The organism is Actinomadura macrotermitis, assembly GCF_009604375.1.
Classification (GTDB): Bacteria; Actinomycetota; Actinomycetes; order Streptosporangiales; family Streptosporangiaceae; genus Spirillospora; species Spirillospora macrotermitis.
Genome location: NZ_WEGH01000005.1, coordinates 459,128 through 485,501, shown reverse-complemented (window position 1 = coordinate 485,501; position 26,374 = coordinate 459,128). Strand labels below are relative to the sequence as shown.

At 72.5% G+C, this 26,374-nt stretch carries 18 protein-coding genes; 11 read left to right on the top strand and 7 right to left on the bottom strand.

Features of this window, described 5'->3' with window-relative positions:
- Positions 1-9 precede the first annotated feature (9 nt).
- Positions 10-516 carry a VOC family protein gene (locus ACRB68_RS35015; RefSeq protein WP_153540205.1) on the bottom strand — a complete coding sequence of 169 codons (507 nt, stop codon included), beginning with the start codon at positions 514-516 and terminating at the stop codon, positions 10-12.
- 237 nt (positions 517-753) lie between these two features.
- On the opposite strand from ACRB68_RS35015, the gene ACRB68_RS35010 reads away from it, so the two are divergent.
- The 4 genes from ACRB68_RS35010 (at position 754) to ACRB68_RS34995 (ending at position 3,533) form a co-directional block, all read left to right on the top strand.
- A complete protein-coding gene (locus tag ACRB68_RS35010; protein WP_153540203.1) occupies positions 754-1,452 on the top strand; it encodes an alpha/beta hydrolase in 699 nt (232 codons plus the stop codon).
- 293 nt (positions 1,453-1,745) lie between these two features.
- Complete coding sequence (locus tag ACRB68_RS40695) at positions 1,746-1,964, top strand: hypothetical protein (RefSeq protein ID WP_207709933.1); 219 nt, start codon at positions 1,746-1,748, stop codon at positions 1,962-1,964.
- Positions 1,965-2,022: 58 nt separating this feature from the next.
- The gene (locus ACRB68_RS35000) at positions 2,023-2,568 is read left to right on the top strand and encodes an RNA polymerase sigma factor (RefSeq protein ID WP_328595172.1); all 546 of its coding nucleotides are present in this window, start codon (positions 2,023-2,025) and stop codon (positions 2,566-2,568) included.
- Complete coding sequence (locus ACRB68_RS34995; protein WP_153540200.1) at positions 2,565-3,533, top strand: CU044_5270 family protein; 969 nt, start codon at positions 2,565-2,567, stop codon at positions 3,531-3,533. Before ACRB68_RS35000 ends, ACRB68_RS34995 begins: the two co-directional genes overlap by 4 nt.
- Positions 3,534-3,606: 73 nt before the next feature.
- Here ACRB68_RS34995 and ACRB68_RS34990 read toward each other — a convergent pair whose 3' ends face one another.
- The gene (locus ACRB68_RS34990) at positions 3,607-4,338 is read right to left on the bottom strand and encodes a dienelactone hydrolase family protein (protein ID WP_153540198.1); all 732 of its coding nucleotides are present in this window, start codon (positions 4,336-4,338) and stop codon (positions 3,607-3,609) included.
- A 229-nt stretch (positions 4,339-4,567) separates the two neighbouring features.
- Entirely contained in the window at positions 4,568-5,377 is an 810-nt protein-coding gene (locus tag ACRB68_RS34980) for an MBL fold metallo-hydrolase (RefSeq protein ID WP_328595171.1), read from the bottom strand.
- 227 nt (positions 5,378-5,604) lie between these two features.
- On the opposite strand from ACRB68_RS34980, the gene ACRB68_RS34975 reads away from it, so the two are divergent.
- Positions 5,605-5,925 (top strand): serine hydrolase, encoded by a 321-nt coding sequence (locus ACRB68_RS34975; RefSeq protein ID WP_328595246.1) that lies wholly within the window; start codon positions 5,605-5,607, stop codon positions 5,923-5,925.
- Between the two features lie 18 nt (positions 5,926-5,943).
- Here the strand turns inward: ACRB68_RS34975 and ACRB68_RS34970 are convergent, their stop codons facing one another.
- Positions 5,944-6,450, bottom strand: a complete 507-nt coding sequence (locus ACRB68_RS34970; RefSeq protein ID WP_153540192.1) for an Lrp/AsnC family transcriptional regulator — start codon at positions 6,448-6,450, stop codon at positions 5,944-5,946.
- Between the two features lie 101 nt (positions 6,451-6,551).
- On the opposite strand from ACRB68_RS34970, the gene ACRB68_RS34965 reads away from it, so the two are divergent.
- Both ACRB68_RS34965 and ACRB68_RS41730 read left to right on the top strand, forming a co-directional pair.
- Complete coding sequence (locus ACRB68_RS34965) at positions 6,552-7,523, top strand: threonine ammonia-lyase (RefSeq protein ID WP_153540190.1); 972 nt, start codon at positions 6,552-6,554, stop codon at positions 7,521-7,523.
- A gap of 12 nt (positions 7,524-7,535) precedes the next feature.
- A complete protein-coding gene (locus tag ACRB68_RS41730) occupies positions 7,536-8,039 on the top strand; it encodes an NAD(P)-binding domain-containing protein (RefSeq protein WP_328595170.1) in 504 nt (167 codons plus the stop codon).
- A 348-nt stretch (positions 8,040-8,387) separates the two neighbouring features.
- On the opposite strand, the gene ACRB68_RS34955 is transcribed toward ACRB68_RS41730, so the two are convergent.
- The gene (locus ACRB68_RS34955) at positions 8,388-8,813 is read right to left on the bottom strand and encodes a hypothetical protein (protein ID WP_153540188.1); all 426 of its coding nucleotides are present in this window, start codon (positions 8,811-8,813) and stop codon (positions 8,388-8,390) included.
- A 211-nt stretch (positions 8,814-9,024) separates the two neighbouring features.
- Here ACRB68_RS34955 and ACRB68_RS34950 point away from each other — a divergent pair, with 211 nt between their 5' ends.
- Complete coding sequence (locus ACRB68_RS34950) at positions 9,025-9,396, top strand: YciI family protein (protein ID WP_153540186.1); 372 nt, start codon at positions 9,025-9,027, stop codon at positions 9,394-9,396.
- Positions 9,393-10,613: an RNA polymerase sigma factor gene (locus tag ACRB68_RS34945; RefSeq protein ID WP_328595169.1), complete on the top strand. Its 1,221-nt coding sequence runs from the start codon at positions 9,393-9,395 to the stop codon at positions 10,611-10,613. The genes ACRB68_RS34950 and ACRB68_RS34945 overlap by 4 nt, the downstream gene beginning before the upstream one ends.
- A gap of 36 nt (positions 10,614-10,649) precedes the next feature.
- On the opposite strand, the gene cynS is transcribed toward ACRB68_RS34945, so the two are convergent.
- Entirely contained in the window at positions 10,650-11,120 is a 471-nt protein-coding gene (cynS, locus tag ACRB68_RS34940; RefSeq protein WP_153540184.1) for a cyanase, read from the bottom strand.
- Between the two features lie 80 nt (positions 11,121-11,200).
- On the bottom strand, positions 11,201-11,842 hold the full coding sequence (locus tag ACRB68_RS34935; protein ID WP_153540182.1) for a carbonic anhydrase: 642 nt from the start codon (positions 11,840-11,842) through the stop codon (positions 11,201-11,203).
- Positions 11,843-11,910: 68 nt separating this feature from the next.
- On the opposite strand from ACRB68_RS34935, the gene cynR reads away from it, so the two are divergent.
- A complete protein-coding gene (cynR, locus tag ACRB68_RS34930) occupies positions 11,911-12,819 on the top strand; it encodes a transcriptional regulator CynR (RefSeq protein WP_153540180.1) in 909 nt (302 codons plus the stop codon).
- A gap of 620 nt (positions 12,820-13,439) precedes the next feature.
- Positions 13,440-26,369 (top strand): hemopexin repeat-containing protein, encoded by a 12,930-nt coding sequence (locus ACRB68_RS34925; RefSeq protein ID WP_153540178.1) that lies wholly within the window; start codon positions 13,440-13,442, stop codon positions 26,367-26,369.
- Positions 26,370-26,374: the final 5 nt, after the last annotated feature.

Below are 26,374 nucleotides of genomic sequence, written 5' to 3'. Positions count from 1 at the left end.
ATGCACGGCCTACCCCTTGGGAAGGGTGATGCCGGCCGCCTGGAGGTCGCGCGCCTCGGCGCTGCCGGGTTCCAGCGGCCGGGCCGCGGTCATGATCACGCGGGCGTTCTCCGGCGTGACGACCTCGAGATCCACGGTGTTCCACGGAGTCCGCCGCGGCCCCGTCGTGCATCCGGGCACCAGCGCGGTGCACGCCTGCGCGATCTCGTCGATCTGGCTCAGCACGCAGGAGAAGCTGATGCTCACCGCCGGCGGCGCCGCCGGGGTGTCGGCCGGGACGAGCAGCGCGTCCTGGAACGCCCACCGCCGAAGGTGGGTGAGCCGGCCGGGGATCGTGAACAGGTCGACGAACCCGAGCCCGCGCGTCCAGAAGTCCACGGACGCGGCCAGATCCGGCGTCGGCACGCTGACGAACATCGGCATGCCGTAGATGCCCCGGTAGATCTCAGGCGGCGTCGCGTCCGGCCCGGGCGCAGGCACAGGACTGATCTCGAATGCGTCGTAGTAGTCGCTCATGCGGCCATCGTGAAGCCTGACGCAACGTCAGGGTCAAATCCGCGCGCCGCCCTCATCTGCCCGGCCTTTGCCACGGATTCCAGCCCGGGTGGGACGATCGCCTTGACCGAGGATCATCGCTTTTCGCGATGACGGCTCGTCCCCAACGTGGCCGGTACGGCGGCGACCGTCGTGGTGGCGGCCGCCGCGCGCTCCGCGCGATGGGTACGGGACAACGACGACCTCAAGGAGTGCGCGATGAGCACCTTCGTGTTGATCCACGGCGGCGGAGACGTCGGCTGGTCCTGGCATCTGGTGGAGGCCGAGCTGCGGGCCCGCGGGCACGACGTGGTGGCCCCCGACCTTCCGGGCGACGACGAGTCGAAGACCCTGACCGACTACGCCGACGCCGTGGTCGAGGCCGTCGGCGAGAAGCGGGACCTGGTCGTCGTGGGCCACTCGTTCGGCGCGTTCACCGCGCCGCTGGTCGCCGACCGGCTGGACGTCGATGTGCTGGTCCTGCTGGCCGGGATGGTCCCGTCGCCGGGGGAGCCGCCGCAGGAGTGGTGGGCCGGCACCGGCTACGAGAGCGCGGTGGCCGAGCAGGCCGGGCGCGATGGCGGCTTGACCGGCAACGCCGATCCGTTCGTGGGCTTCTACCACGACGTACCCCGGGAACTGGCCGAGCAGGCGATGAGCAAGGAGCGCGCGCATCCTTCACGTGCCGCGATGGCCGCTCCATGGCCGTTGGACGCCTGGCCGGACGTGCCGACCAGGTTCGTGCTCTGCACCGAGGACCGCTGCTTCCCGCCCGACTTCTTCCGCCGCCTGGTGCCCGACCGGCTGGGCATCGTCCCCGACGAGATCGCGGGCGGCCACTGCGTCGCGCTCAGCCGTCCCAGAGAGGTGGCGGACGTGCTGGAGGGCTACGCGTCCGCCGCGAGGCCCGAGCGGTGAACCGTCCGCGGACGGGTGGGCGGTCTCGCTGGTGAAGACGAACCGAAGTGGGAGTCGGCGTGCGGACAAGGTTGCGGAACCTTCATTCGGGCGGGCGCAGGTTCACATGGAGGGCCGAGATCCGCTGCGTGCGGGGTGCGGGTGATTGCCACCGGTGCATCCGGCTGCGGGTGTGGGGCGCGGGGAAGAACAGCCGGGCTCTGCAGGCCGACCTCCTCTCGAAGAGCTGGCCCGCTCCATGGGGCGCATGCGCTGCCGACGGCGCCTATCCGGGCCCGGACGACGTTCGCGCGGTGATCGAGCACGGACTCGCGCACGGCTGGGAGCCCGATGCCGTCGGCGGGACGTTCGTGCTGACCGAGCGCGAGCACGCGGCCGCGTGGGAGCTCGCGGGCTTCCTGCTGACCGACCGTCTCCGGGACGGTGCTGCGCCGGATCCGACCAGCCGGGTGATCGCCGCGTTCGGAGGTGATGGGCACGGCGAGGGCGCCGAAGATCGATCAGGAGTGTAGGCGAAGCGGCCCTGCCGGACATCTCTGAGCGACACCAACTCGAGAGAAGGGAACCGGAGTGCCGGATCCAGACGGGGGATTCACCCGGTTGTGGGACGAACATTATGACGACGTGCTCAGGTACGCGGCGCGTCGGATCGACCACGAGACGGCCCGGGACATCGCCGCGGAAACGTTCCTGATCGCCTGGCGGCGGCGCGGCGACATCCCGCCCGACCACCCGTTCCCGTGGCTGCTGAACGTCGCCCGCAACGTCCTCGCCAACGAGACGCGGAGCCACCACCGGCGCACCCGGCTGTGGGACCGGCTGCGCGGCGACGGCGCGCACCCCCCCGCCGCCGATGTCGCGTCCGGCCTGGCCGAGGGCGGCCGCATCGCCGCCGGGCTGAGCCGCCTGTCCGCCCGCGACCGCGAGGTCCTCCAGCTCGTCGGCTGGGACGACCTCGACGCGCGGGCCGCGGCGACCGTCATGGGCTGCTCGGTCAAGACGTTCTCCGTGCGCCTGCACCGCGCCCGGCGCCGCCTGACCGCCGCCCTCGCCGAGATCGACGCCGCCGACCGCCCCGCCCCCGCCGCCCCGCTGCAAAGGAGCCACCAGGTATGAACGACCTCCACGAAGTCCGCCGCATCATGGCCCCGGCCGACCCCTGCCCGCCCGGCACCTTCGACGGCGCCGCCCACGACCCGGCCGGCCGCGCCGCCTACGCGCGGATCACGGCGGCCACGGACCGCCGCACCGCCCCGTCCCGCCGGATGACGTTCCGCCTCGTCGCCGCGGGCGGCGTCGCCGGGGCGCTCGTCGCCGGCGCCGTCGTCGCCACGGGCGGCGGCGGGCCGAGCCACCCGGCGCCCGCACAGGCGTCGGAGACGCAGCAGGTGCTGAACGTCGCCGCGACGTTCGCGCTGAAGAAGCCGTTCACCGCGCCGCGTCCCGGCCAGTGGGTCTACACCGAGACCCGTTTCCGGCGCAGCGGCGTCCCCGGCCGCGGCCAGGTCATCAAGCCGGGGTCGCCGCTGAAGACGCAGGTCGACCGGACGTGGGTCCGGGCTGACGGCAAGGTCATGGCGCTGTACGACCAGGGCAAGCTCGTCACCTCCGCCACGGGCGGGGCGGCGGCGATGCCGCCGACCGACTACGCCACCATCTCCAAGCTGCCCACCGACCCCGACGGGATGCTGGCCTGGTTCAGCAAGCAGAAGACGCCGAACCAGGGGAACGAGGGCGCGTTCCAGATGCTCGGATCGCTCCTGCTGAACAACGGCGCGCTGCCGCCGGCGCAGACCGCCGCCGCCTACCGCGCGATGGCGAAGATCCCCGGTGTCACCGTGGACCGGACCGCCAAGGACGCGACGGGGCACAAGGCGATCTCGGTCTCGTTCCTCATCGAGGGCTGGGCGAAGGACGAGATCCTCCTGGACCCGTCCACCTACGCCTACCGGGGCCACCGCACCACCGTCGCCCAGGACCACACCCTGCCGGACGGGGGGCGCTTCCTGAAGGGCGCCGTCGAGAGCTACTCCGTCCTTGTGGCCGCGGGCGTCGTGGACCGTCCCGGCCTGCGTCCCTGACGTTCCGCCGGCGAGGCGAGGGCCGTGTGGCCCTCGCCTCGCTTCGGGATCTGGAGCCGAGGCCGTCAGGTGGCTAGCCCAGATGCCGGGTGAAGAACCGGGCCGCGGCCTCTCCCGCGAACTGCGGGACGCCGGTGTGCCCGCCCATGTTGGCGTGCAGCGTCTTCTCCTTGGAGCCGAAGGCGTCGAACAGGTCCAGGGCGGCCTGCCTGTCGTTCCCTTCGTCGTCCCACTGCAGCAGGACGTGCAGCGGGATGGTGACCCGCCGGGCCTCCTCGAACATGACGCGGGGCACGAAACTCCCGGCGAACAGCACGGCGGCCGAGACGCGCGGCTCGACCACCGCCAGCCGGACGCCGATGGAGATCACTCCGCCCGAGTAGCCGACCGGGCCGCCGATCTCGGGCAGCGCAAGGAGGGCGTCCAGGGCGGCCTGCCATTCCGGGACCGCCGTGTCGACCAGCGGGAGGACGAGCCGGTCGACGATCTCGTCGCCGACCGGCTCGCCGGCCTCCAGCGCCCCGCGCAGGTCGGCGCGGGCCTGGTCCAGGGCGGCCGAGCGGGGCCGGTCACCGCTTCCGGGGAGCTCGATGGTGGCCGCGGCGAAGCCGTCCGCCACGGACTGCCGGGCCCGGCCCACCAGCCGGGGGTACATCCTGCGCATTCCGCCGGGGTGGCCGATCAGGACCAGCGGCGCCGGCACGGATACGGATGCGGGCGTCCACAGGATGCCGGGGATATCGCCGAGGGTGAATTCGCGTTCGAGGACGCCGTCGTCGAGGCGCTGCTCGGAGATGAACTGCATGGTCGTGCCTTTCGGGAGTGCTCTGAACGGCGCTCCCGGACGACCTATCGCCCGACCGTGGCCCCAGAGGGGAGCACCCATGTCGATACTGCGTTCACGGGTACCACCTCCTCGTTCTCTCGCACGGCCACCGGCAAGGTACCAGCGGCCCCCGTGACCAGCCAACAGGTTTTCCCGCAGGACCCCGCCGCTGTCCAAGCCCCGCGACCAGCGTGTCGCACGCCGATCGTCAGCAACGGCCAAGGCGCTGGAGTTGCCCTTCGTGTACGTCGCTCACCCACTCCCAGCCGGGCTTGGCCGATGGTCCGATCCGTGGGTCGGCGGGGACGTGGCCGTTCCGCAGCGCGAGCACGTACGCCCGGTCCTGCTCGATCCGTGCCTGGACCTGGCCGGATCCGCCGGCGGAACCGTGGCCCGGGACGACGACATCGACGTCGCTCGCCACGTCCTCGAGCAGCCGCAGCGCGGTGAGGTAGTCCTCGATCGGGTCCGCGTCGGCCAGGTCGAGCATCGGAACCAGGACATCGGAAAGCATGTCGCCGGCAACGAGGACTCCGCGTTCCTCGATCAACAGCGCCGCGTGGCCCGGGGCATGCGCTTGATGCTCGATGATCCGGGCTTGAGGACCGTCCCAGGGAATCTGCTCCGTCGCGGCGGGCAGGCCGGTGATGAGCCCGAGCAGGTCCAGCGGTACCTGCCCGGCGATTTCCGTCTCGAGCAGGTGGTCGGCGATGCGGGCCTTCGCTCCCGGCTCGGACAGTTGATCCCGGATCGTGGAAGCGCAGCGCGCCGTGCCGTAACGGGGCACTTCGCCGAGCCGGTCGTGCCAGAGCAGGTGATCCCAATCCGGATGCGTGGAGAACCCTGCCACCACAGGCTGTCCCAGCTCCTGAAGGTCGTCCGCAAGGCAGTCGATCTCGGAGCCGGTCACCCCGGGGTCGATGAGCAGCACACCGGACCGGCCCTGCACCACAACGGCATTGCTCTGCACGAACTCGCTCTCGTGGACCAGCACACCCTCCGCGACCCGCCTCAGCACGAGCTTGTCTCCTTGTGTCCTGGATGGCGTAGCGATGATGCATCGTGACGCCTTGCCCGATCGGTACGTCGTAGTCGAACCCACCGCCCGCCCCGCCGATATGGCTGTCAAGCGTGACGTTCAGCGAAGAGGGAACGCCGCGCGTCAGAAGTCCTCCTCGGTCATGGGTTCGACGAGTACGACCACCGGACGCCGCAGAACTCATCGCGGCTCGCGAGATCCCTTAGATCTCCCGCCCCGGCTGGGAGCTCTACGATCTGCCGGGCGGCCCGGTGTTCGGTCACGACGGCAACACCATCGGGCAGTCGGCCGTTCTGCGCGTCGATCCCGGCCGCGACGTGGCCGTGGCGGTCCTCACCAACGGCGGTGACCGCAAGCCGTTGATGAAGGAGATCCTCGGCAGGGTCGTCGAGCCGCCCGCAGAACCCGGCCACGGACCCGTCGCGTTCCTGGGAGATGACGGCCAGGGCCGCGCCCGCTACCTGCACACGGGCCGGTCCGATGTCCGTGCGGCCGGACGAACGACGCCGTCTCTGACGCGGGCCTGATCAGCGACCGCTTCCTGCTCATGGCCGTCCGTCTTGCGACTGCGGCACGGGGAGAGGAAGGGCCAGTCCCGTCTTGATGGTGTCGAAGACGAGCAGGGTCTCGTAACGCTTGATGTTGTCGTCGGCCTTGAACAGGCGATCGCCGAGCCGGCTGCAGTCGCGCATGCTCCGCGCGGCCAGGACGACCAGGTAGTCCCACGGTCCCGCGACCTGGTAGCACTGCTGGACCTGCGGCTCCGAGCGCATCCGGTCGGCGAAGGCGCGGTGGTACTCGAACGTTTCCTGGTCCAGGGTCACCAGGACCGCGGCCAGGACGGACGGGCCGAAGCGGTGCGGGTCCAGGACGGCGACCTGCCCGGTGATGAGGCCGTCCTTGCGGTAGCGGGCGAGCCGCCGCTGGACGGCGCTCGGCGAGAGTCCGACCTGTTCGCCGAGGTCGTGCAGGGTGCGTCCGGCGTCGCGCTGGAGCTGGTCCAGCAGCAGGGCGTCGATCTCGTCCAGGCGCGGTGGCGGCGGTTCGGGCATGCAAGATTATTGCGTCGCGGCGCGAAAATTCTCAATCGCTTCGATCGGGGGTTCCCCTAGCGTCGGCCGGGTCCGCAAGCCTCGAAGGAAAGGCGGCGCTCATGGACCTGGACGTGGCACGCATCGAGCAGGCCGTGCAGGTGATCGATCCGGTGTTCCGCAACACCCCGCAGTACCTCGACGAGCAGCTGTGCCGGGCGCTGGGCGGCCGTGCGGTGACGGTGAAACTGGAGACGGCCAACCCGGTGCGCAGCTTCAAGGGCCGGGGTGCCGACCTGATGCTGAGCACGCTGGCCCCCGGCACGCCGGTGGTGTGCGCCAGCTCGGGCAACTTCGGCCAGGCCGTCGCTTATGCGGGTCGGGCCCGCGGGATGCCGGTCGAGGTGTTCGTGCCCGAGACGGTCAATCCCGCCAAACGGGCCAGGATGGAGACCTTCGGTGCCCGGGTCGTGGCGGCCGGGCCGGACGGATCGGCCGCGCGGAAGGCCGCGGCCGCCCACGCCGAACGCCATCCCGACCGCGTCTACCTGCAAGACGGCCTCCAGCCGGCGATCGCCGAGGGGGCCGGGACGATCGGGGTCGAGCTGACCCACGGCGCCCCGGCCTTCGACGCCGTCGTGCTCCCGGTCGGCGACGGCGCGCTGATCAACGGCGTGGCGTGCTGGATGAAGGAGCACGCCCCCGGCACCCGGATCGTGGGGGTCAACCCCGAAGGCGCCCCCTCCATGCTGGAGAGCCTGCGCGCCGGCCGCGCGGTCGGCGTCGAGCGCGTCCGCACCTTCGCCGACGGGATCGCGGTGCGCACCCCGCTGGAGGCCTCGGTGCGGCGGGTCCGCGCCCTGGTGGACGAGATCGTCCTGGTGAGCGAGGAGGCCATCGCGGCCGCCATGGAGCTGGCGGCGCGTACGCTCGGGATCCTCCTGGAACCGGCGGGGGCGGCGGGCCTGGCGGCGATCGCCGAGGGCGCGGTCGACGGCGACCGGCCGGCGACGGTGCTGACCGGCGCCAATCCGCGCCCCGAACAGGTCCGGGAGTTGGCGGCCCGGCTCCGGAACGCGCCGGACGCCGAATAAGGGGAGAGAACAGTGAAGAGGATCGGCATCATCGGAGCAGGCGAGATCGGCCGGGCCATCGTGACGGGCCTGTGCGACGGGGACGACGAGGCGCCGGAGGTGTTCCTCTCCCCGCGGGGCGCGGGCACGGCCGCCGAGCTGTCCGGGCGTTTCGAGACCGTGCGGGTGTGCGCCGGCAATCAGGAGGTGGTGGACCGTTCCGAGGTGGTCATCATCGCCGTACGCGGCCGGGACCGGCACGAAGCGCTCGCCGGCCTGAGGGTGGACGGCGGCCGGACGGTGGTCAGCGTGATGGCCGGCGTCGGCATCGACGACCTGCGCCGGACGCTGGCCACCGAGGCCCCGCTGGTACGGGCCATCCCTCTGCCCGCCGCGCGCGAGCGCCGCTCCGTCACGGTAACGTACCCGTCGCACCCGGTGGCGGACTCCCTCTTCGAGCGCCTGGGCGGGGTGCTTCCGGTCGAGGACGAGGCGGCCTTCAACGTCTTCTCCGCGCTGACGGGTTCTCCGCGCTGACGGGGACGCTGACCACCCACTACGCGTATCTCGCCGCGCTCACGTCGTGGGCCGTCGGCCACGGCATCGCCGCCGACGACGCGGACGGCTACGTCCGCGGCCTCTTCCAGGGCGTCGGCCGTTCCCTGGGGGATGAGACGCGCTCCCTGCACCGGCTCGCGGCCGACCATGAGACCCCGAACGGAAGCAACGAGCGCATCCGCACCACATGGTTCACCCCGGGCAACTCCCAAGCCCTCGGCAAGGCCCTCGACGACCTCCTCACCGCCCTTGACGGATAAGGGAACGCCGCCGTCCATGGCCTGAAGGACATGGACGGCGACATGACGTCTGGTGGTGGCCCCTCGATCAGATGCGGGTCGAGGTGGAGGCGTACCCGCCGCCGCCGGGGTAGACCCACTCGCCGGTGAGCGTGGTGCCGGCGGCGTCGAAGGTGCCCGCGAAGTAGGCCGGGCCGCCCTTGGCGCCGGCCCAGATGGTCAGCTTGTCGCCCTCCAGTTCGTAGACGTAGTCGAAGGTGTTGCCCGCCGAGTCGTAGTACCGCGACACCACGTCCGCCCCGGCCGGCTCACCGAACGGACGCAGGTTGCCGATGACCTCCATGCCGGTGACCGGCTCGCCGAACTGGGTGAGCTCGACGTGCTGGACCAGGAAGAAGCGGCCGGGCATCCACTCGTAGCGCACGGTCCCCTCCGCGCCGCCGGTGACCTTCCAGGTGCCGACCAGCCGGTCCAGGGCCTGCACCTCGGGGCTGGGCTGCCGGGTCTCGATCATGTTGTCCTCCTTGGTGGTCGCTTGCCGGTACCTCGGAGCCCCCTGCCGGGCTTTGACGCCGGATCGATGTGTTCTGGATCACATCTGTTCGGTGTCAAAAATCCCGGTCCGGGTCCGAGGTGCCAGCGAGGGCCCGCAAGGGAGGAGTCCTCGCGCGCGCTATCTGAGGCGGCCGTAACGTGACCTGCGACGATCGATAGAGGGATCCACCATGAAATACCTGCTGCTCGCCTACACCCCGGCCGCCGCGTGGGACGCCGCCACCGCCGACGTCCCCTCCGAGGAGGCACTGGCCGCCTTCGCGACCTACCAGAAGCTGGAGCGGGAGCTGTTCGCCTCCGGCGAGCTCGTCACCAGTGAGGGCCTGGGGCATCCGGCGGTCGGCACCACCGTCCACCGCGACGGTGACAAGGTGGTCGCCACCGACGGGCCCTTCGCCGAGCTCAAGGAGGTCCTCGCCAGCTTCGCCGTGATCGACGTGGCCGGCAAGGAGCGCGCCGTCGAGATCGCCGCACGCATCGTCGAGGCGCTCGGCGAACCGATCGAGGTCCGCCCGATCATGGGTGAGGACTTCGCGGCGTGAACCACGAGCTCGAGCAGCTGCTGCGCACCGAGGCGCCGCAGGTGCTCGGCGCGCTGGTCCGCCGCTTCGGCCGGTTCGACATCGCCGAGGACGCGGTGCAGGAGGCGCTGCTGACCGCCGGCCGGACCTGGCCGGCCGAGGGGGTCCCGGAGAACCCGCGCAGCTGGCTCATCCGCGTCGGATACCGGCGCATGGTCGACCTGATCCGCGCCGAGCAGGCCCGCCACCGCCGCGAACTGCAGGCCTGCGTGGCCGAACCGGCCGTGCGGGGACCGGCACGCGAGACCGACGACAGCCTGACCCTGCTGCTGCTGTGCTGCCATCCCGCGCTGGACCCCACCTCGCAGGTGGCGCTCACGCTGCGCGCGGTCGGCGGCCTGACCACCGCCGAGATCGCCCGCGCCCACGGCATGGCCGAGCCCACCATGGGCGCCCGGATCAGCCGCGCCAAGCAGCGGCTGGCCCGCGCCGGAGCCCGCTTCGCGCTCCCGGCCGGCGCCGACCGCGACAGTCGGGTGGCCGCCGTGATGCGGGTGCTCTACCTGATCTTCAATGAGGGCTACACCGCCACCGCCGGCGACCGGCTCGCCCGCGTCGACCTGACCCGCGAGGCCATCCGGCTGACCCGCATGCTCCACGCCGCGGTCGGCGACGACGCCGAGGCGGCCGGCCTGCTGGCGCTGATGCTGCTCACCGAGTCCCGGCGCGCCGCCCGCACCGACGGCGGTGACCTGGTCCCCCTGGACGAGCAGGACCGCACCCGCTGGGACCGCGACCTGATCGACGAGGGCACCGCTCTCATCGACGGCGTCTGGAACCGGGGCCCGGCGGGCCCGTACCGGCTCCAGGCCGCGATCGCCGCCGTGCACGCCGCGGCCTCCTCGCCCGACCGGACCGACTGGGCCCAGATCGCCGTGCTGTATCTGTGGCTCGAGCGGCTCACCCCCACCGCACCGGTCCGGCTCAGCCGCGTGGTGGCGGTGGCCCGCGCCCACGGGCCGGTCCGCGGGCTGGCGCTCCTGGACGATCTCAACCAGCGCCACCACCTGGACCGGAACCCGCTCACCAGGCAACGGGAGCACGCGGTCCGCGGCCACCTGCTCCAGATGACCGGTGACACCACGCGGGCGGCCGCGCTCTACCGTCAGGCGGCCGCCCTGACCGGCAACAAGGTCGAGCAGCGCTATCTGCTCGGCAAGGCCGGCGACCTGGACTGAGCGGCGTGCAGTCTCCGCTCCGCGCGCGACGCCGGGTCAGAACGGCTTGGTCGGCAGGTACTTGCCGTCCAGGGTGATGACGGCGCGCTCGCCGCCCTCGGGGTCGGCGACCTTCTTCACGTCGAGCCTGAAGTTGATCGCGGAGATGATGCCGTCGCCGAACTCCTCGTGGACCAGGGCCTTGAGGGTGGTGCCGTAGACCTGGAGCATCTCGTAGAAGCGGTACATGGTCGGGTCGGTCGGGACCCGGTTCGGCATCGAGCCGCGGACCGGGATGGTCTGCAGCAGCATCGCCGCGTCGTCGTCCAGGCCGAGCAGTTCGGCCACGGCCTGCGCGGCCTTCTCCGGCAGCGGGTGCTGGCCGAGGACGGCGGCGGTGGTGAAGGCCACCGACAGGCCCGAGGCCTCGGCGATCTGCTTCCAGGACAGGTCCTTGACGGTCTTGGCCTGCACCGCCTTGACGGCGAGGGCCTCACGGGCGGTCTGCTCGAACTGTGCGTGCACCATGATCAATACGTCCTTTTCCGGATGGGCCGCTCCCTGAGGGGCGGGCGGGATGGTGCGGGCACCGAGCCCGCACCGGATGGTCAGGCCGCGCGCACGCGACCGGCGGCGGTCAGGTCCTCGACCCGGCCGGTGGAGATGTCGAAGACCCAGCCGTGCAGGGTGACCTTCTCCTCCGCCAGGGCCTTGGCGACCGAGGGATGGGTGGCCAGGTTCGCCAGCTGCGCGAGCACGTTCTGGCGCACCAGGGCGGGAACGCCGCCGTTTCCGGCGGTGCGGGCCTGGGCGGCGTCCGCGTGCCGCAGCCAGGTGGCGACCGCCGGGGCGCCGCTGAGGTCGTGGCCCTCGGCGAGGGCGGTCATCGCGCCGCAGGCGGAGTGACCGCAGACGACGATGTCCGTCACGCCCAGAGCGGCGACGGCGTATTCGATGCTCGCCGCGACCCCGTCGGTCCCCGGGGTGTGGGCGGGCACCAGATTGCCGGCGGTGCGGACGACGAACAGCTCGCCCGGCTCGGCGCCGGTGATCAGCTCGGGCACGACGCGGGCGTCGGAGCAGCCGATGAACAGCGTGTGCGGCGTGTGGTGCGTGGCCAGATGCGCGAAGAGCTCCGCCCTGGCCGGGAAGACGTCCCGCTGGAAACGGGCGACGCCCTCGCTGAGGTCCTGCACGGTCACTCCCTTCAGGTGGCCGGCCCCGGTGGGCCGGTGAAATCCATCCTGCATGACCTGCACCTATAGTGTCCAAGAGCCATTACAGATAGAAACCATTGATGGCATCTATAGTGTGTTCCATGGCCGCCCTGGAACTGCGTCACCTGCGCTATCTGCTCGCCGTGGCCGATCACGGCAACTTCACCCGCGCCGCCGAGGAGCTGCACATCTCCCAGCCCACGCTCTCCCAGCAGATCAAGCAGCTGGAACGGACCGTGGGCGTGCTGCTGCTGGACCGCACCGGCCGCACGGTACGGCTCACCGACGCCGGAGCCGTCTACACCGACCACGCCCGGCGCGCACTGCGCGAGCTGGCCTCCGCCGAACGCGCCGTCCACGACGTCCAGGACCTCTCCCGCGGCCACCTGCGTCTCGGCGTCACCCCCACCTTCACCGCCTACCTGGTGGGCCCGCTCACCGCCGAGGCCCACGCCCGCCACCCCGGCATCGGCCTCACCCTGACCGAGATGTCGCAGGACCATCTCGAAGCGGCCCTGCTCGCTGACGACCTCGACCTCGGCATCGCCTTCGCCGGCGCCCATCCGCCCGGCATCACCGCCACCGCCCTGTTCACCGAGTCCCTCGGCCTCGTCACCGCCGCCCCGCGCGCCCAGGCGATGCCCGACCGCCTGCCGGTCCACGCCCTCAAGGACGAGCAGCTCGCCCTGCTCAGCGGCGACTTCGCCACCCGCGGCCACATCGACGCCTACTTCGCCCGTCACCGGGTCACTCCGCGCGTCACGGTCGAGGCCAACTCCATCCAGGCCCTCACCGAAATCGTTCAGCGCACCTCCCTGGCCACCGTCCTGCCCGACGCCGTCACCCACGACCACCCCCACCTCACCCCCGTGCCCTTGACCCCGCCCCTGCCGACCCGCACCGTCGCCCTCCTGCATCGCGAGAACGCCTACCAAAGCGCCGCCACTCGCGCCTTTATCCGCCTCACCCACGACCTCGTCCGCACCCGCGGTTACACCCCGCCTCTATAAAGGGGGCCAGTACCGTTGCCCCGGGGAGGGGAGGTCCAAGCGCCGGGTGGAAAAAGGAAACCGGCCGGCCTTCGCGGGTGCGGCCGGATTCGGCCGGAGAAAGCCCTGGGGCGAATTCCTCAGATCGCCTGTCCGTAGATCGAGATATTCTCATATTGAGATGGTCGGCGTATGGCACATTGCCGCCGGGTGCCCTGAGCCGATGCCTCTGGCGAAGGGATGCGCGGATGAGCGCACCGCAACTTTGCCGCCGCTTCCTGGCCGCCACCGGTCCGCAGGAAGCGTGCCGCCCCGTGGATTCGGATGAGGCGGAGGAAACGATCGGTCCCGGTCCGGCTTCCGCGCATCGCGTTCTGGGCCAGAGCGGGCCACCATGTTTCGGTCCAAACGGACGACCGGCCGCCGTGGCCGGATGATATTCGCTGAACCGGAAGAAAGCCCAGCGTGCAGCGTCCGGTGCCGCGCCTCAGGGATATTTCGCGGCCCGGCCCCGGGGATCGAGATTGTGGTGCGCGAATAATTCTCGCCTGAGTTTTGTGTCCTTGGAGTAAGTATCTGGATTCGCCGCCGCCCGGCGAACATGGGGCGCCGTTTCCGGAACGCGAAGTGGGGATGTCGCCGTGGCTGAGAACTCGTTGCCCGAGTACGCCGAGCTGTTCGGGGAGTCGCGGTTCGTGGCGGGACAGGACGCGAGGGCGGTGACCTCTCCGGCGGCGTACTTCGTCGAGCTGCTGGGCCTGCTGGAAGGCACCTTCGACCGGCCGGGCCTGCTGGAACGCAGACCGGATCTCAAACGGATCGTCCTGGACGAGAAGAACACCTTCGGCGAGACCGCCTACCTGGACATCGTCAACGAAGTGCTCGAACGCCTCATCGGCCCCGATCCCTACGAGACGCTCCGCACCCGGGTCCACCCGTTCGGGCTGCCGTTCTCGGTCCGGAACGAACGGCTCCGCGCGCATCTGGACGAACTGAAGGTCACCCCGGAGGAGCTCTACCGGCTGTTCGCCGCGCGCGTCGATCACGACATCGCCGCCCGCGAGTACCTGGGCCTGTCGGCCGAGGACGTCACGGTGCTGACCACCGAGGCGGTGCCCGAGGCCGAGCTGGGCGGACGCTACGGCCTGATCGCCGGCGAGAACTTCGACGCCCTCCTGGACGCCCGCCGCTTCCTGGAGGCGACCGGCCTGGACGAGGCGGCCCTGCGCGAGCTGGTGAAGCTGCGCACCGAGGTCCAGCTGAACCCCGAGGAGACCCGCCTGGCGGCCCCGGCCGGACCGGCCTCGCTGGTCGCGTGGCTGGGCCGCACCCACCGGCTGATCCGGCTGACCCGCAGGACCGGCCTGACCCTCACCGACGCCGACACGGTCCTGACCACCTTCGCCGCCGGACGCCTCGACCTCCCCGCCCTGCGGGCCGTCGCCGGCGCGGTCCGCCTGGTCCGGCTGCACGGCATGACCGTCCCGGACGTCTGCGGCCTGGTCCTGCCGTGGAAACCGGCCGAGGGCGTGGCCGTCGAGACGGCCACCGGCGACATCCTGACGCCCGCGAACCGCGACTACCGGTTCCGCCTGGCCGCGCTGATCGACGTCGCCGAACCCGACATCGTGGAGATCGTCCGCCGCCACCGGCAGCGCTACTCCGGCAACGAGCCCGGTCCGTTCGACGGCGGCCGGGTGGAGCTCCCCGAGATCACCCTGATCCGGCGGTGCGGCCTGCTGGCGCGGGCCCTCGGCATCTCCGCCGGGGAGCTGTTCGACCTGCTGGTCGCGATCGAGGGCGACCCGTCGCTCCAGCGGTACCCGGCCTTCGCGGTGCTGGGCGAGCCGGGCCCGCAGACCCGCGACCTGCACGCGGTGCTGCGCGGCGGCCCGCCGCAGACGGTGCTCTGGCTGGCGCAGACGCTGTTCGCGATCGCCGGCTGGATGGGGCGCGCCGGGTTCGACGGCGCGGAGCTCGCCAAGATCCTCGGCGGCCGTCCCGAGACCGACGACTCCGGGCGGATCGCGCTGTTCAAGCGGCTCGGCGAGGAGCTCGACCAGGTGGCGCTGGAGCCGTCCGCGCTGGTGTCGGACCGGTTCGGCGAGCGTGCGGCGCAGGTCGTCCATGACGTGCTGGTCGCCTGCCATCCCGGCGTCGTCCCCTCCGTCGGCAGCCGCGCCCTCGAGCTGGACGCCGAGGCCGCCCGCGGCGCCGCCTACCGGGCCGTCACGGACCTGGGCGTGATCTTCGCCTCGGACTTGCAGGGACTGGGCCTCGGCGAGCGCCTCCAGCACAAGATCTTCCGCAATCTGGTGTTCCGCGGGGTGCTGCACGCCGACGGCGCCCTCGCGGCCGAGACCACCGCCCTCGGCCCGGCGGAGCTGGCCGGGGACTTCTCCGCGCACCGCGAGGCCGTCTTCAAGGCGATCGGCGCGGTCATCAACGGGACGGCGGTGTTCCGGCCGTCCGACCTCGCCGCGTTCGGCGAGCTGAGCGACGCCGCCCGCGCCGAGCTGTACGACAACCTGTGGTATATCGGCTACATCGAGGAGCACGGCACCCTCGTGGAGCCGGACTTCTTCCTGGACGTCGAGAACGTCGCCCACTTCGAGGTCAACGCCGATCTCGCCGACGCGGCCGGTCCGCTCGGCGCGCTGTTCGCCGAGCGCCTGGCCGGCTTCCGCGACAACGCGCTGCGCCTGGACCCCGACATCCTCACCGAGCTGTGGCTGACCCCCGCGCAGACGACCCGGCTGATGGAGAGCCTGCACTTCAACGGCCACCTCGACGCCGAGGGCCGCTTCACCGACCAGGCCGCGCTGCTGACCCTGCCGCTCGCCGACTTCGGGCTGGCGGCCGAGTTCGCGCCGATCCGCGCCGAGCTGCTGGCGATCCTGCAGGCCAGGATCGCCGCGCACCGCGCGAAGCTGACGACCTTCGGCCCGGACGACTTCGCCGACCTCGCCGACGGGATCGCCGCCCGCCGCGCGTTCACCGCGATGGACGGCGTCCACCTGTCCGGCGGCCGGGTCCTGGACCCCGACGAGTTCGCCGACCCTGAGGGCACCGTCCAGCTCGGCCCGGGCTTCCTCGCCCCCGACCAGGACGCGGTCTTCGCCCGGATCGTCCGGGTGCTGCGCGATGAGACCCCCTACCGTGTCGACCCCGCCGCCCTGACCGACCTGGGCTTGGACGAGGCGGGCCGCGACCAGGTGATCGCGCACCTGGTCAAGGAAGGCGACCTCACCCCGCGCCTGGCCGTCACCCGCGACCGCCTCGGCTACTTCGCCAACCCCGACAACTCCCTGGCGTTCACCCTGCCCGGTGCCCCCGACCACGCCCGCAAGGTGTTCTTCCTGCTGCACACGGTCGCTCGCGCGCTGACGGCGGCCGTCACCGAGCTCACCGACCGGCTCACCGTCCTGGCCGGCCGCCAGAACACCGCCCTGTACTCGTGCCTCGCCGACGTGCTCGGCGTGCCCGCCGCCGTCGCCGAGGCCATCGCGCAGTGCGTCGCCGGCGGCCCCGCGCAGGCCCGCGCGCTGCTGTCGGTCCCGGCCCTGGACCTGGTGGAGCCGCCCGCGGACGCCTGGGTGCGCCTGGCGGTCCGGCGGATCCGCCGGTTCGCGGCGCTGGCCGCCAAGCTCGGCCTGACCCCCGACGAGGTCCGCGCGGTCTTCGCCGACCAGGACCTGACCGGCAAGTTCCCCGAGCCGCTGACCCTCCCGCAGGGAGCGGACCGCATCGACGCCCTGCTGGAAGGCGGCGACGGCCTGCTGTACCTGTTCGCGGGCGACGGCTACTGGACGTACTCGGCCGCCACCCACGAGCCCACCGGGACCGGACGCCGCCCGCTCACCGACCTGTCGCCCCGGTTCGCCGCGCTGACCTCGATCGACGCGGCGTTCGTCCGTCCCGGCGGCGTCGAATGGCTGGTCGGCCGCGACGCCGCGGGCACCTCCTCGGTCTTCACCCGCGACAAGGCGGGCACCGCGTGGGTGCCGCGCGCCCAGACCTTCGGCAAGGTCAAGAGCGCCTTCACCGATCCGGCCCGGATCGACAGCGCCTACACCGACACCGACGGGCACACCTACCTGTTCGCCGGCGACCAGTACGTCCGCTACTCCAGCGGCCTGGCCACCGCCGACGAGGGCTACCCGCGCCCGGTCGCCGACTGGTGGCGGCACGAGGGCCTGCCCGGCCCGGTGCCGGCCACCCCCCTGGACGCCTGCTTCCAGGATCGGGACGGCCTCGTCCATGTGTTCACCGGCGGCGTCGAGCACACCACCGCCGGGACCGCGCCCATCGCCCAGGGCTGGGGGACGACCCCCGCCCCGGCCGGCCTGACCGGCGTCGACGCCGCCTACACCGAGGGCGCCGCGGCCCGGCTCCTGGCGGGCGGCAGGTGGCTCGGCTACTCCGACAGCATCGAGAACCCGGGCGTCCTGGCCGACGAGGGCACCGCCCGTCCCGCCGGGGTCCCGCCGCAGTTCGAGACGGGCGTCGAGGCCGCGTTCACCGCCCCGGACGGCGTCGTGCACCTGTTCAAGGACGGCCGGACCGTCGCGCTGACCGGCCCGGGCGCGACCTCCGTCGCGGTCGCCGACCGCTGGGGCGTGCTGCCCGCGCCGCTGTCCGGCGGCATCGTGGACGCCGCGTTCACCGGCCTCGACGGCAAGACCTACCTGTTCAGCGGCGCCACCTACCTGCGCTACTCCACCGGCGACTACTCGGTCGCCGACCCGGGCCACCCGCGCTCCATCGCCGGCGACTGGGGCGGCCTGACCAAGGTCGAGGCGTCGTTCGTGCTGGACGGCCACACCTACCTGTTCGGCGTCGGCGGCCACCTGTTCGACCTGCCCGCCGACAGCCGCGCCGACCTGGACGCGGGCCGCGTCACCCCGCGGCTGCGCAACCTGCTCGCCGAGCACGCCCTCACCCTGCGCGAGGTCCGCCGCAACGCCGGCGACTGGGTGCTGGCCACCGAGGAGGGCGTCACCCTGACGGTCCGGCTGGAGGGCCTGCGGCTGAAGGCGTCCGGCGACGGTTCGCGCTTCTACGTCCGGTACTCCACCCGCGACTACCGCACCCCCGACGCCGGGTTCCCCAAGCCGCTGTCGGACAACTGGTGGAACATGCCGGCCCACATGGAGCTGGGCCCGGTCGACGCGGTGTTCACCGGCCGCGACGGCCGCACCTACCTGTTCTCCGGCGACCGGTTCGTCCGCTTCGACGCCCGGCACCGCTGGTGGTCGGAGCCGATGGCGCTGCGCGAGCGGTGGGACAGCATCCCCTTCGCCCGGATCGACGCGGCGTTCGTCGGTGTCGACGGCCGCACCTACGTCTTCTCCGGCGACCGGTACGTGCGGTACTCCACCGACGACTACACCCAGGTCGACGACGGCTACCCCGAGAAGATCTCCAGCCTGTGGGGGCGGGTGTCCAACACCCTGGCCCGCACCGGGAAGGTCGACGCGGCGTTCGTGCTGGACGCCGTCGAGAAGGTCGACGGCGTGGACCGGCCGCGGACCAGCGCCTACCTGTTCTCCGGCGACCAGTACGTCCGCTACACCTGCGCCGGCACCGCGATGCCCGCGACGGTGGACCCCGGCTACCCGCGTCCGCTGTCCGTCCTGCGCACCGAGCCGGGCCTGGCCGGGCTGCCCGCCGGGTTCGGGCGGATCGACGCCGCCTACTCCGACCGGCGCACCGCCTACCTGTTCTCCGGCGGCCGCTGCCACGCGGTGTCCGGCGCCACCTACCGCCGCTACGACGACCTCCCGGTCCGCGACCTGACCTGCGCGTTCATCCAGGACGGCACGCTGGTGGCGGCGACCGCGGCGGGCTGGGTGCGGCTGTCGGCGCTGGAAGGCCGCACCGTCACCGCGACCCCGTTCCGGCCCCGCGTGCTGCGCGGCGTCCCGGACCGGTTCCGCACCGGCCTGGACTCGGTCCTGACCGGCGCCGACGGCACCACCTACCTGTTCCAGGGCGCGACCTGCTTCAACACCCAGCTCGGCCGCCCCTACCCGGCCGAGCAGGAATGGGGACGGCCCCGCAACAACCTGTACGACACCGGCGCGGTCGACGCGGCGTTCGTGGGCCGCGACGGCCGCACCTACCTGTTCTCCGGCGACCAGTTCGTGGTGTACGCCGCCGACGGCGGGACGGCCATCGACGGCGACCCGCGGCCGATCGCCGACAGCTGGGCGGGCCTGACCAGCGTCGCCCTCGCCTACGTGCACGGCGACCGCACCTACCTGTTCGAGCGCCCCGACGCGGCCGGCCGCCGCCGCTACCTGGTCTACTCCGGCACCGCCTACGACACCCCCGACCCCGGCCACCCCCGGCTCGCGGACGCCGCCTTCCACCAGGCGCCCGAGGGCTTCCCGTTCCCGGCCGCGGTGCTGTCCGACGGCGACACCCTGACCCTGCTGGCGGGCGAGTCGTGCGTGTCCCGCACCGGCTCCGGCGGCTGGTCGCGGGTCCGCCCGATCGAGCGGCTGTACCCCGGTTTCGGCCACGACCTGGACGCCCCCGACGGCCTGCGCTCGGCGTTCCGCGCCGCCGACGGCACGATCCACTTCTTCTTCGACGACACCTTCGCCTCCCTGACCGGCGAGGTGTTCGGTGCCCGCACGCCCGTCCGGGACCGGTGGGGCCGCTCGCCCAACCCGTTCCTGCCGCCGGGCGCCGCGGTCGACGCCGCGTTCGTGTGGAAGGGCCGGTACACCTACCTGTTCTCCGGCACCCGGTACGTCCGCTACACCGGCACCACCTACCGGAACATCGACCCCGGCTACCCCAAGCCGATCATCGGCGAGCTGCGCAAGGAGCCGCCGTTCGGCCACCTGCCCGACACCTTCGACGCGGCGCTCACCGCCCCGCTCGACGCGGTCGTCGGCAACGACCGCACCATCCACCTGATCAGCGGCGGGATCTGCCACACCGTGTCGCCCGAGCCGACCGGCACGATCGACCTCGCCGGACTCGGCCGGACCCGCGACAACCTCGCCACGTCCGGCCGGGTCGACGCGACCCTCGTCGCCGGCGGCCGCACCTACCTGTTCTCCGGCGACCAGTACGTCCGCTACTCCGGCACCGACCGCACCCGCGCCGACGACGGCTACCCGCGCCCCCTGCCGGCGCTCGCCGCCGAACTCGGCCTGCCGCCGCTGCCGCCGCAGTTCCAGGACGGCCTGGACGCCGCGTTCGCCGCGACCGACGGCACCGTCCACCTGTTCAAGGGCCGCGCCCACCTGGCCGGGGGAGAGGTCACCCCGCTCGCGGGCGTGTGGGGCAAGAACGGCAACGCGTTCGAGTCGGGCGCCCTGGACGCCGCGTTCACCGGCCGCGGCGGCGAGCTGTACGCCTTCCGCGGCGGCCAGTACGTCCGCTACCCCGCGACCGGCGCGCTGGACATCGCCGAACTCGGCTACCCGCGCACCATCGCCGACGACTGGGGCGACCTGCCGCCGGACTTCGAGGCCGGGATCGATGGCGCGTTCACCCTGGACGGCCGCGTCTACCTGACCAAGGGCGACCGGTACGTCCGCTACTCGGGGCCCGGCCGGGTCGTGGACCGGACCTTCCCGCAGGCGTTCGCGCACCGCTGGACGGGCGGCGCCGACTACCGGCTCGGCGACGTGCACGTCATCGCGGGCTTCGCCGAGCTGTGCCGCACCCGCCCCGACGGGCTCGCGGCGTTCCTGCTGGCCGGCGCCGAGGACCCCTACGCGCACCTGGCCGACCGGTTCGGCTGGCCGCTGGAGGAGGTCCGCTGGGCCCGCCGCAACATCGCGCTGCTGCGGCCCGACACCCGCGAGGAGGACCTGTTCGAGATCGAGTTCCTGCTGTCCCTCGCGAGCCTGTTCACGGTCACCACGCGGATCGGCAGCGGCCCGGCCGAGCTCTACGAGAAGGTCTGGGCCAGGCTGCACGGCCCCGCCCGCGACCAGGACGCCGCCGCGGCCGCGCTCGGCGACATCCTGCGCCGCCGCTCGGCCCCGGCCGAATGGAAGATCGTGTCGGCCCGGCTGCGGGACCGGCTCAACACCCGCCGCCGCGACGCCCTCGTCGCCGCGCTCACCCCGGTCCACGGCAAGTCCCGCGACCTGTACGAGAAGTACCTCATCGACGTCGACATGGGCCCCGCGGGCACCACCTCGCGGATCCGCGAGGCGATCGCCGCGACCCAGCTGTACGTCCAGCGCTACCTGCTCGACCTGGAGCGCGCCGACCTGCCCGCCGGCGTCGACCCCGCCCAGGTCAAGGCGCGGCTGCGCACCTGGTGGAAGTGGATGCGCACCTACCGGGTCTGGGAGGCCAACCGGAAGGTCTTCCTGTACCCGGAGAACTACCTGCGGCCCGAGCTGCGCGACCGCAAGACCCCGGCGTTCCAGGCCCTGCAGGACGACCTGCTCCAGCGCGAGATCACCGCGGCGACCGTCCAGGGCGCCTACAAGCGCTACCTGGACGAGTACACCGAGGTGTCCCGGCTCACCATCGCGGGCGGCTACGTCTACCCGGCCGAGGGCGCCGCGTCCGGCGTGCGCCGCCTGGTGCTGTTCGGCCGGACCAGGACCGACCCGCGCCGCTACTACTACCGGACCGCCGAGTTCCGCGAGGGCGACAGGCTGTCGGCGACGTGGCGGCCGTGGCTGAAGGTCGACACCCAGATCACCGCGGACCGGGTGGACCCGGTGCACGCCTTCGGCCGGGTCTTCGTGTTCTGGCCGGTCGTGTCCGCGGTGCCCAAGGAGGACCAGAGCAAGACCACCATCACCACCAAGGAGTCCGGCGGCAAGCAGGAGGTCACCGCTGAACCGCCGAGCTACCAGGTCAGCGTCTACTACTCGTACCTGAACCTGAACGGCGACTGGCTCCCGGCACAGCTGCTGGACTCCGACGTCGTGCGCAACGGGCCGATCGGCGGGGTGAGCCTGTACGTGCAGGCGTCGCGGACGGTGCCCGGCGGCGACGTGCACGACTCGATCGTGGTGCGCTGCGACTACACCGTCGGCACCGGCGCCGCCGCCGTCCCGGTCACCGCCGCGTTCAGCCTGACCCCGGAGCTGACCTCGCAGCCCGCGACCAAGACGATCGCGCCGCCGCGCCCGGTCGACCTGTCGCGCGTGTTCGCCGAGCCGGCGCCCATCGACCCGGCCGGGGTGGTCCGCTTCAACGCGCCCGCCGAAAGCCAGGACGGCCCGTGGTGCAGCGTCGACCACAAGGGCGGCAGCTTCCTGGTCCGGCCCGTCGACGCGCCGTCCGACGCGCCGCAGGTGCTGCCCTACAAGGGCAACCCCGACCGGCTGCCCACCACCTGGAACCAGGTCGACGCCGGATTCCAGCTCCCCGACGGCACCCTGTACGTCTTCGACTCCGCCTCGGGCCTGTACGTCCAGGCCGGGCCGGGACGGCCGGCGTCCGGGCAGGTCCGGCAGAAGACCTACGACCGGTTCGGGTACGCCGCCACCAACCTGGGGACCTCGGCCGCCGTCGACGCCGTCCTGATCCGCGGCGACAAGGTGTTCCTGTTCTGCGGCGACGAATACTACCGCTACCAGGACTACCTGTTCGGCGCGAACCTGCTGGAAGCCGGCTACCCCAAGAAGCTGGCGGCCAACACCGAGAACCTGCCCCGCTGGGACAAGGTCGACGTGGCCTTCGCCGCGCCTGACGGCACCGAGGTCTTCTACTCCCGCGCCCTCGACGGGTACGTGACGTCCGGGTCGCTGACCAGCGTCAAGCCGGTCGCCGCGAACTGGCGGCTGCCCGCGCGCACCCAGATCACCCGGGCCGTGGTCTCGGGCGGACGCGCCCACGTCGTGGGAGACGGCCAGTACGTCCGGCTCCGGGCCGACCTGACCGCCGAGGCCGGCTACCCCAAGCCCCTCCCCGGCAACAAAGACGGCGTCCCGGAGCAGGAGCCGACCGGCCCGTCGCTCACCCTCGGCGGCGGCGTGTTCACCTTCGACAACGCGCGCGGCACCCTCTCGGCGCGCGGCGGCGGCCAGGACGAGGCGCCCCGGCAGACCTGGGAGCTGGGCCGCGCCGCCAACGCCTTCACCACCGAAGGCAAGATCACCGCGGCCTACGTCTCCGACGGGAAGCTGTTCCTGGTGGGGGCGCAGCAGTACGTCCGGTACACGCTGGCGTCCGACGGGACGGTGCCCCGGTTCGTCGACGCCGGATACCCCAGGCCCGTCGCGCAGCCACTCAACGGCGTCATCACCCGCGGCGACCAGCGCTATCTGATCAGCACCGCCGGATACGCGCCGGTGGGACGGGACTTCGAACCCGGCACCGCGGTCCCGCTTTTGTCCTACACCGCGAACTGGCGGGGACTGCCCGCCGGGTTCCCCGCCGACCTCACCGGCGCCATGTCGACCGACAGCGCCCTGTTCCTGTTCCTGCGCTCGGGCTATGTCACCTCCCCGACGGCCGACGCCACCGCGCGTCCGTACGAGACCGCGACGCTGCCCATCGAGATCGTCCGGCTGACGTCCAGCACCGCCGCCGAGCTGAACCGGCGGCTGCTCACCGGCGGCGTCGACGCGCTGCTCGCCCAGCCGACCCAGGAGCTCGACGAGCTCCCCTCGTTCAGCCCCACGACGTCCGACGCGACCACCGTCCAGGTGAAGCCGAAGGTCGCCGCGCACGTCCCGGTCAGCACCCACCTGGACTTCGACAGCGCCAACGGCCTGTACTACTGGGAGATCTTCCACCACGCGCCGATGCTCATCGCGCAGGCGCTGAACGAGGCGCAGCGGTTCGAGGACGCCCGCCACTGGTACGAGTTCGTCTTCGACCCCACCCGGCACGGACGGCCGTGGCGGTTCCTGCCGTTCCTCGCGGTCGACCCGGGCGCGCTGGTCGCCGCCTGCCGGCTCGACCTCACCGAGCTGGGCGACGCCACGCTCACCGCCCGGCTCACCCCGGTCCTCGCCGCGCTCGACCCGATGGTCCCGGCGTTCCGCCGGGCCCGCGACCTGACCGCCGCCGAACGCGACCGCCTCACCGACCTCGCCGGCACCGGCCTCGACCCGGTCAAGGAGGCCCTCGCCGCGGTGCCGCAGGACGCGCGCACCGCCGAGCTGGCCGAGCGGATCGCGCTGATCGGGCAGCTGCGCCGCCAGTACGACCTCATGGGCGACCGGCGCGCGCTCCTGCAGACCTACCTGGACGACCCGTTCGACCCGCACGCCATCGCCGAACTGCGCCCCGACGGCTACCGGCGCGGCGTCGTCATGGCCTACATCGACAACCTGCTCGACTGGGGCGACATGCTGTTCCGGCAGTACACCGCCGAGAGCGTCGACGAGGCGCGGCTGCTGTACATCTTCGCCTACGACCTGCTCGGCCGCCGCCCGGCCACCCTCGGCACCGGGCTGCTTCCGCCCGCCGCGCCCTACGAGCTGACCGACGGCGACGGGCCGGGCGAGACCGCCCACCTCACCGCCGACGGCACCCTGCTCAAGGGCGGCGGCATCGTGCACGCCGGCGTCGCCAACCCCTACTTCCACGTGCCGGGCAACGCGCAGTTCCTGGAGTACTGGACCAGGGTCGAGGACCGGCTGACCAAGATCCGGGCGTCCCTCGACATCCTCGGCATCAGCCGGCCGCTGCCGCTGTTCGACCCGCCGCTGGACGTCATGGCGCTCGTCCGCGGCGCCGCCGCCGGACTGTCGGCCGACCAGGTCACCGCCGCGCTCGCCGCGCCGATCCCCGCCTACCGGTTCGACGTCGTGCTCGCCCGCGCCAAGGAGCTGGCCGCCCGGGTCCGCGAGCTCGGCTCCGCGCTGCTGGACGCCATCGAACGCCGCGACGGCGAGGAGCTGGGCCTGCTCCAGAACCGCCAGGACGCCGAGCTGCACGCGCTGACCCGGCAGATCAAGGAGCAGCAGATCAAGATCGCCGAGGAGGGGCTGGCGGAGGCGCGGGCCGCCAAGGCGGGCGCCGACGCGCGCGTCAAGCACTACACCCGGCTGATCGCCGACGGCATGTCGCCGCTCCAGATCGCCCAGCTGGTCATGATGGGGCTGGGCGCGACCGGCCAGTTCGTCTCCGGCGGGCTGAAGATCGGCGCGGCCATCGCCAAGGCCGTGCCGCAGATCCACGCCGGACCGTTCATCTTCGGCACGACCACGGGCGGCGAGTCGGTCGGCGGGGCGCTCAGCGAGGCCGCGGAGATCTCCGCCTCGCTCGGCGAGGGCTTCAGCATGGTCGGCGAGCTGCTCGGGGTGATCGCCGAATTCGAGGGCCAGAAGCAGGACTGGGACCTGCAGCTGGCCACCGGCCGCGCCGAGGCCGACCAGCTCGGCCACCAGATCGCCGGAGCCGAGCTCCAGGTGGCCGTGGCCCGCCGCGACCTGGAGATCCACCTGCGCGAGGCCGCCCACCTGGAGGCGGTGAAGACCTTCCTGACCACCAAGTTCGCCGGATCCGAGCTCTACGGCTGGATGGTCGGGCAGATCTCCGGCCTGTACTTCCAGACCTACCAGCTGGCGTTCGACATGGCCCGCGCCGCCGAGCGCGCCTTCGAGGCCGAGCGCGGCCGGGCCCCCGGCCTGATCCGGCCCACCTACTGGGACTCGCGCCGCAAGGGCCTGCTCGCCGGCGACCAGCTCGGCCTCGACCTGGAGCGGCTCGACAGCGCCTACGCCGAGGCGGGCGCCCGCGGAATGGAGATCACCAAGCGGGTGTCGCTGCTGCGGCTCGACGCGGCCGCGCTGCTGGCCTTCCAGACCGAGGGCCGGTGCGAGTTCGCGCTGAGCGAGGACCTGTTCGACCGGGACTTCCCCGGCCACTACCGGCGGCAGATCAAGTCGATCAGCGTCGCGTTCGCGACCGCCGAGGGGCCGGTGCAGCTCAACGCCACGCTCACCCAGCTCAGCGACAAGACCGTGCTGACGCCCGACCCCAAGGCCGTCGGATACCTGCTCGACCCGCGCGGCGCGCCCCCGGCGTCGCTGCGCTCCGCCTGGCGCCCGGGGCAGCGGATCGCCCTGTCGGAGGTGACCGAGGGGGAGGACGCCGGACTGTTCGAGGTCCGCTACGACGACCCGCGCTACCTGCCGTTCGAGGGCTCCGGCGCGGTCTCGCGGTGGCGGCTGGAGACCCGCCGCCCGCCGTCCGGGCTGCGGGACGTCACCATCACCGTCCGGTACTCGGCCGAGGACGGCGGCGAGACGTTCGCGACGGCCGTGCGCGGCCTGCTCAAACCGTACCCGGCGGCCGTCGCCCTCGACGTCGCGGCGGTCTTCCCCGACGAGTGGCAGGACCTGCGCACCGACGAGACCGGTGAACTGCGCCTGCGGGTCACGCCCGACCTGCTGCCCGGCATCTCGGGACGGCAGATCACCGGGATCACCGCGCTGTACGGCCCGGGCTCCACGGCCCGGCTGCTGCTCGACGGCGACGCCCGCCAGACCCTGGTCGAAGGGCAGCTGCTGCGGCCCGCCGGCCTCACCGCCGGGTCCGCCCCGTGGCGGCTGACGCTGTCGGGCTCCGCCGAGGACCTGACCGGCCTGACCCTGATCCTGCTGTACCGAGCCACCGCCTAGCGAGG

What these genes read in the sequence shown, in the direction of transcription:
- ACRB68_RS34935 (WP_153540182.1), bottom strand. Translation starts at nt 11,842, where the DNA reads ATGCAGGATGGATTTCACCGGCCCACCGGGGCCGGCCACCTGAAGGGA.
- ACRB68_RS34990 (WP_153540198.1), bottom strand. Translation starts at nt 4,338, where the DNA reads ATGCAGTTCATCTCCGAGCAGCGCCTCGACGACGGCGTCCTCGAACGC.
- ACRB68_RS34955 (WP_153540188.1), bottom strand. Translation starts at nt 8,813, where the DNA reads ATGATCGAGACCCGGCAGCCCAGCCCCGAGGTGCAGGCCCTGGACCGG.
- ACRB68_RS34950 (WP_153540186.1), top strand. Translation starts at nt 9,025, where the DNA reads ATGAAATACCTGCTGCTCGCCTACACCCCGGCCGCCGCGTGGGACGCC.
- cynS (WP_153540184.1), bottom strand. Translation starts at nt 11,120, where the DNA reads ATGGTGCACGCACAGTTCGAGCAGACCGCCCGTGAGGCCCTCGCCGTC.
- ACRB68_RS34995 (WP_153540200.1), top strand. Translation starts at nt 2,565, where the DNA reads ATGAACGACCTCCACGAAGTCCGCCGCATCATGGCCCCGGCCGACCCC.
- ACRB68_RS34965 (WP_153540190.1), top strand. Translation starts at nt 6,552, where the DNA reads ATGGACCTGGACGTGGCACGCATCGAGCAGGCCGTGCAGGTGATCGAT.
- ACRB68_RS34970 (WP_153540192.1), bottom strand. Translation starts at nt 6,450, where the DNA reads ATGCCCGAACCGCCGCCACCGCGCCTGGACGAGATCGACGCCCTGCTG.
- ACRB68_RS35010 (WP_153540203.1), top strand. Translation starts at nt 754, where the DNA reads ATGAGCACCTTCGTGTTGATCCACGGCGGCGGAGACGTCGGCTGGTCC.
- ACRB68_RS35015 (WP_153540205.1), bottom strand. Translation starts at nt 516, where the DNA reads ATGAGCGACTACTACGACGCATTCGAGATCAGTCCTGTGCCTGCGCCC.
- cynR (WP_153540180.1), top strand. Translation starts at nt 11,911, where the DNA reads ATGGCCGCCCTGGAACTGCGTCACCTGCGCTATCTGCTCGCCGTGGCC.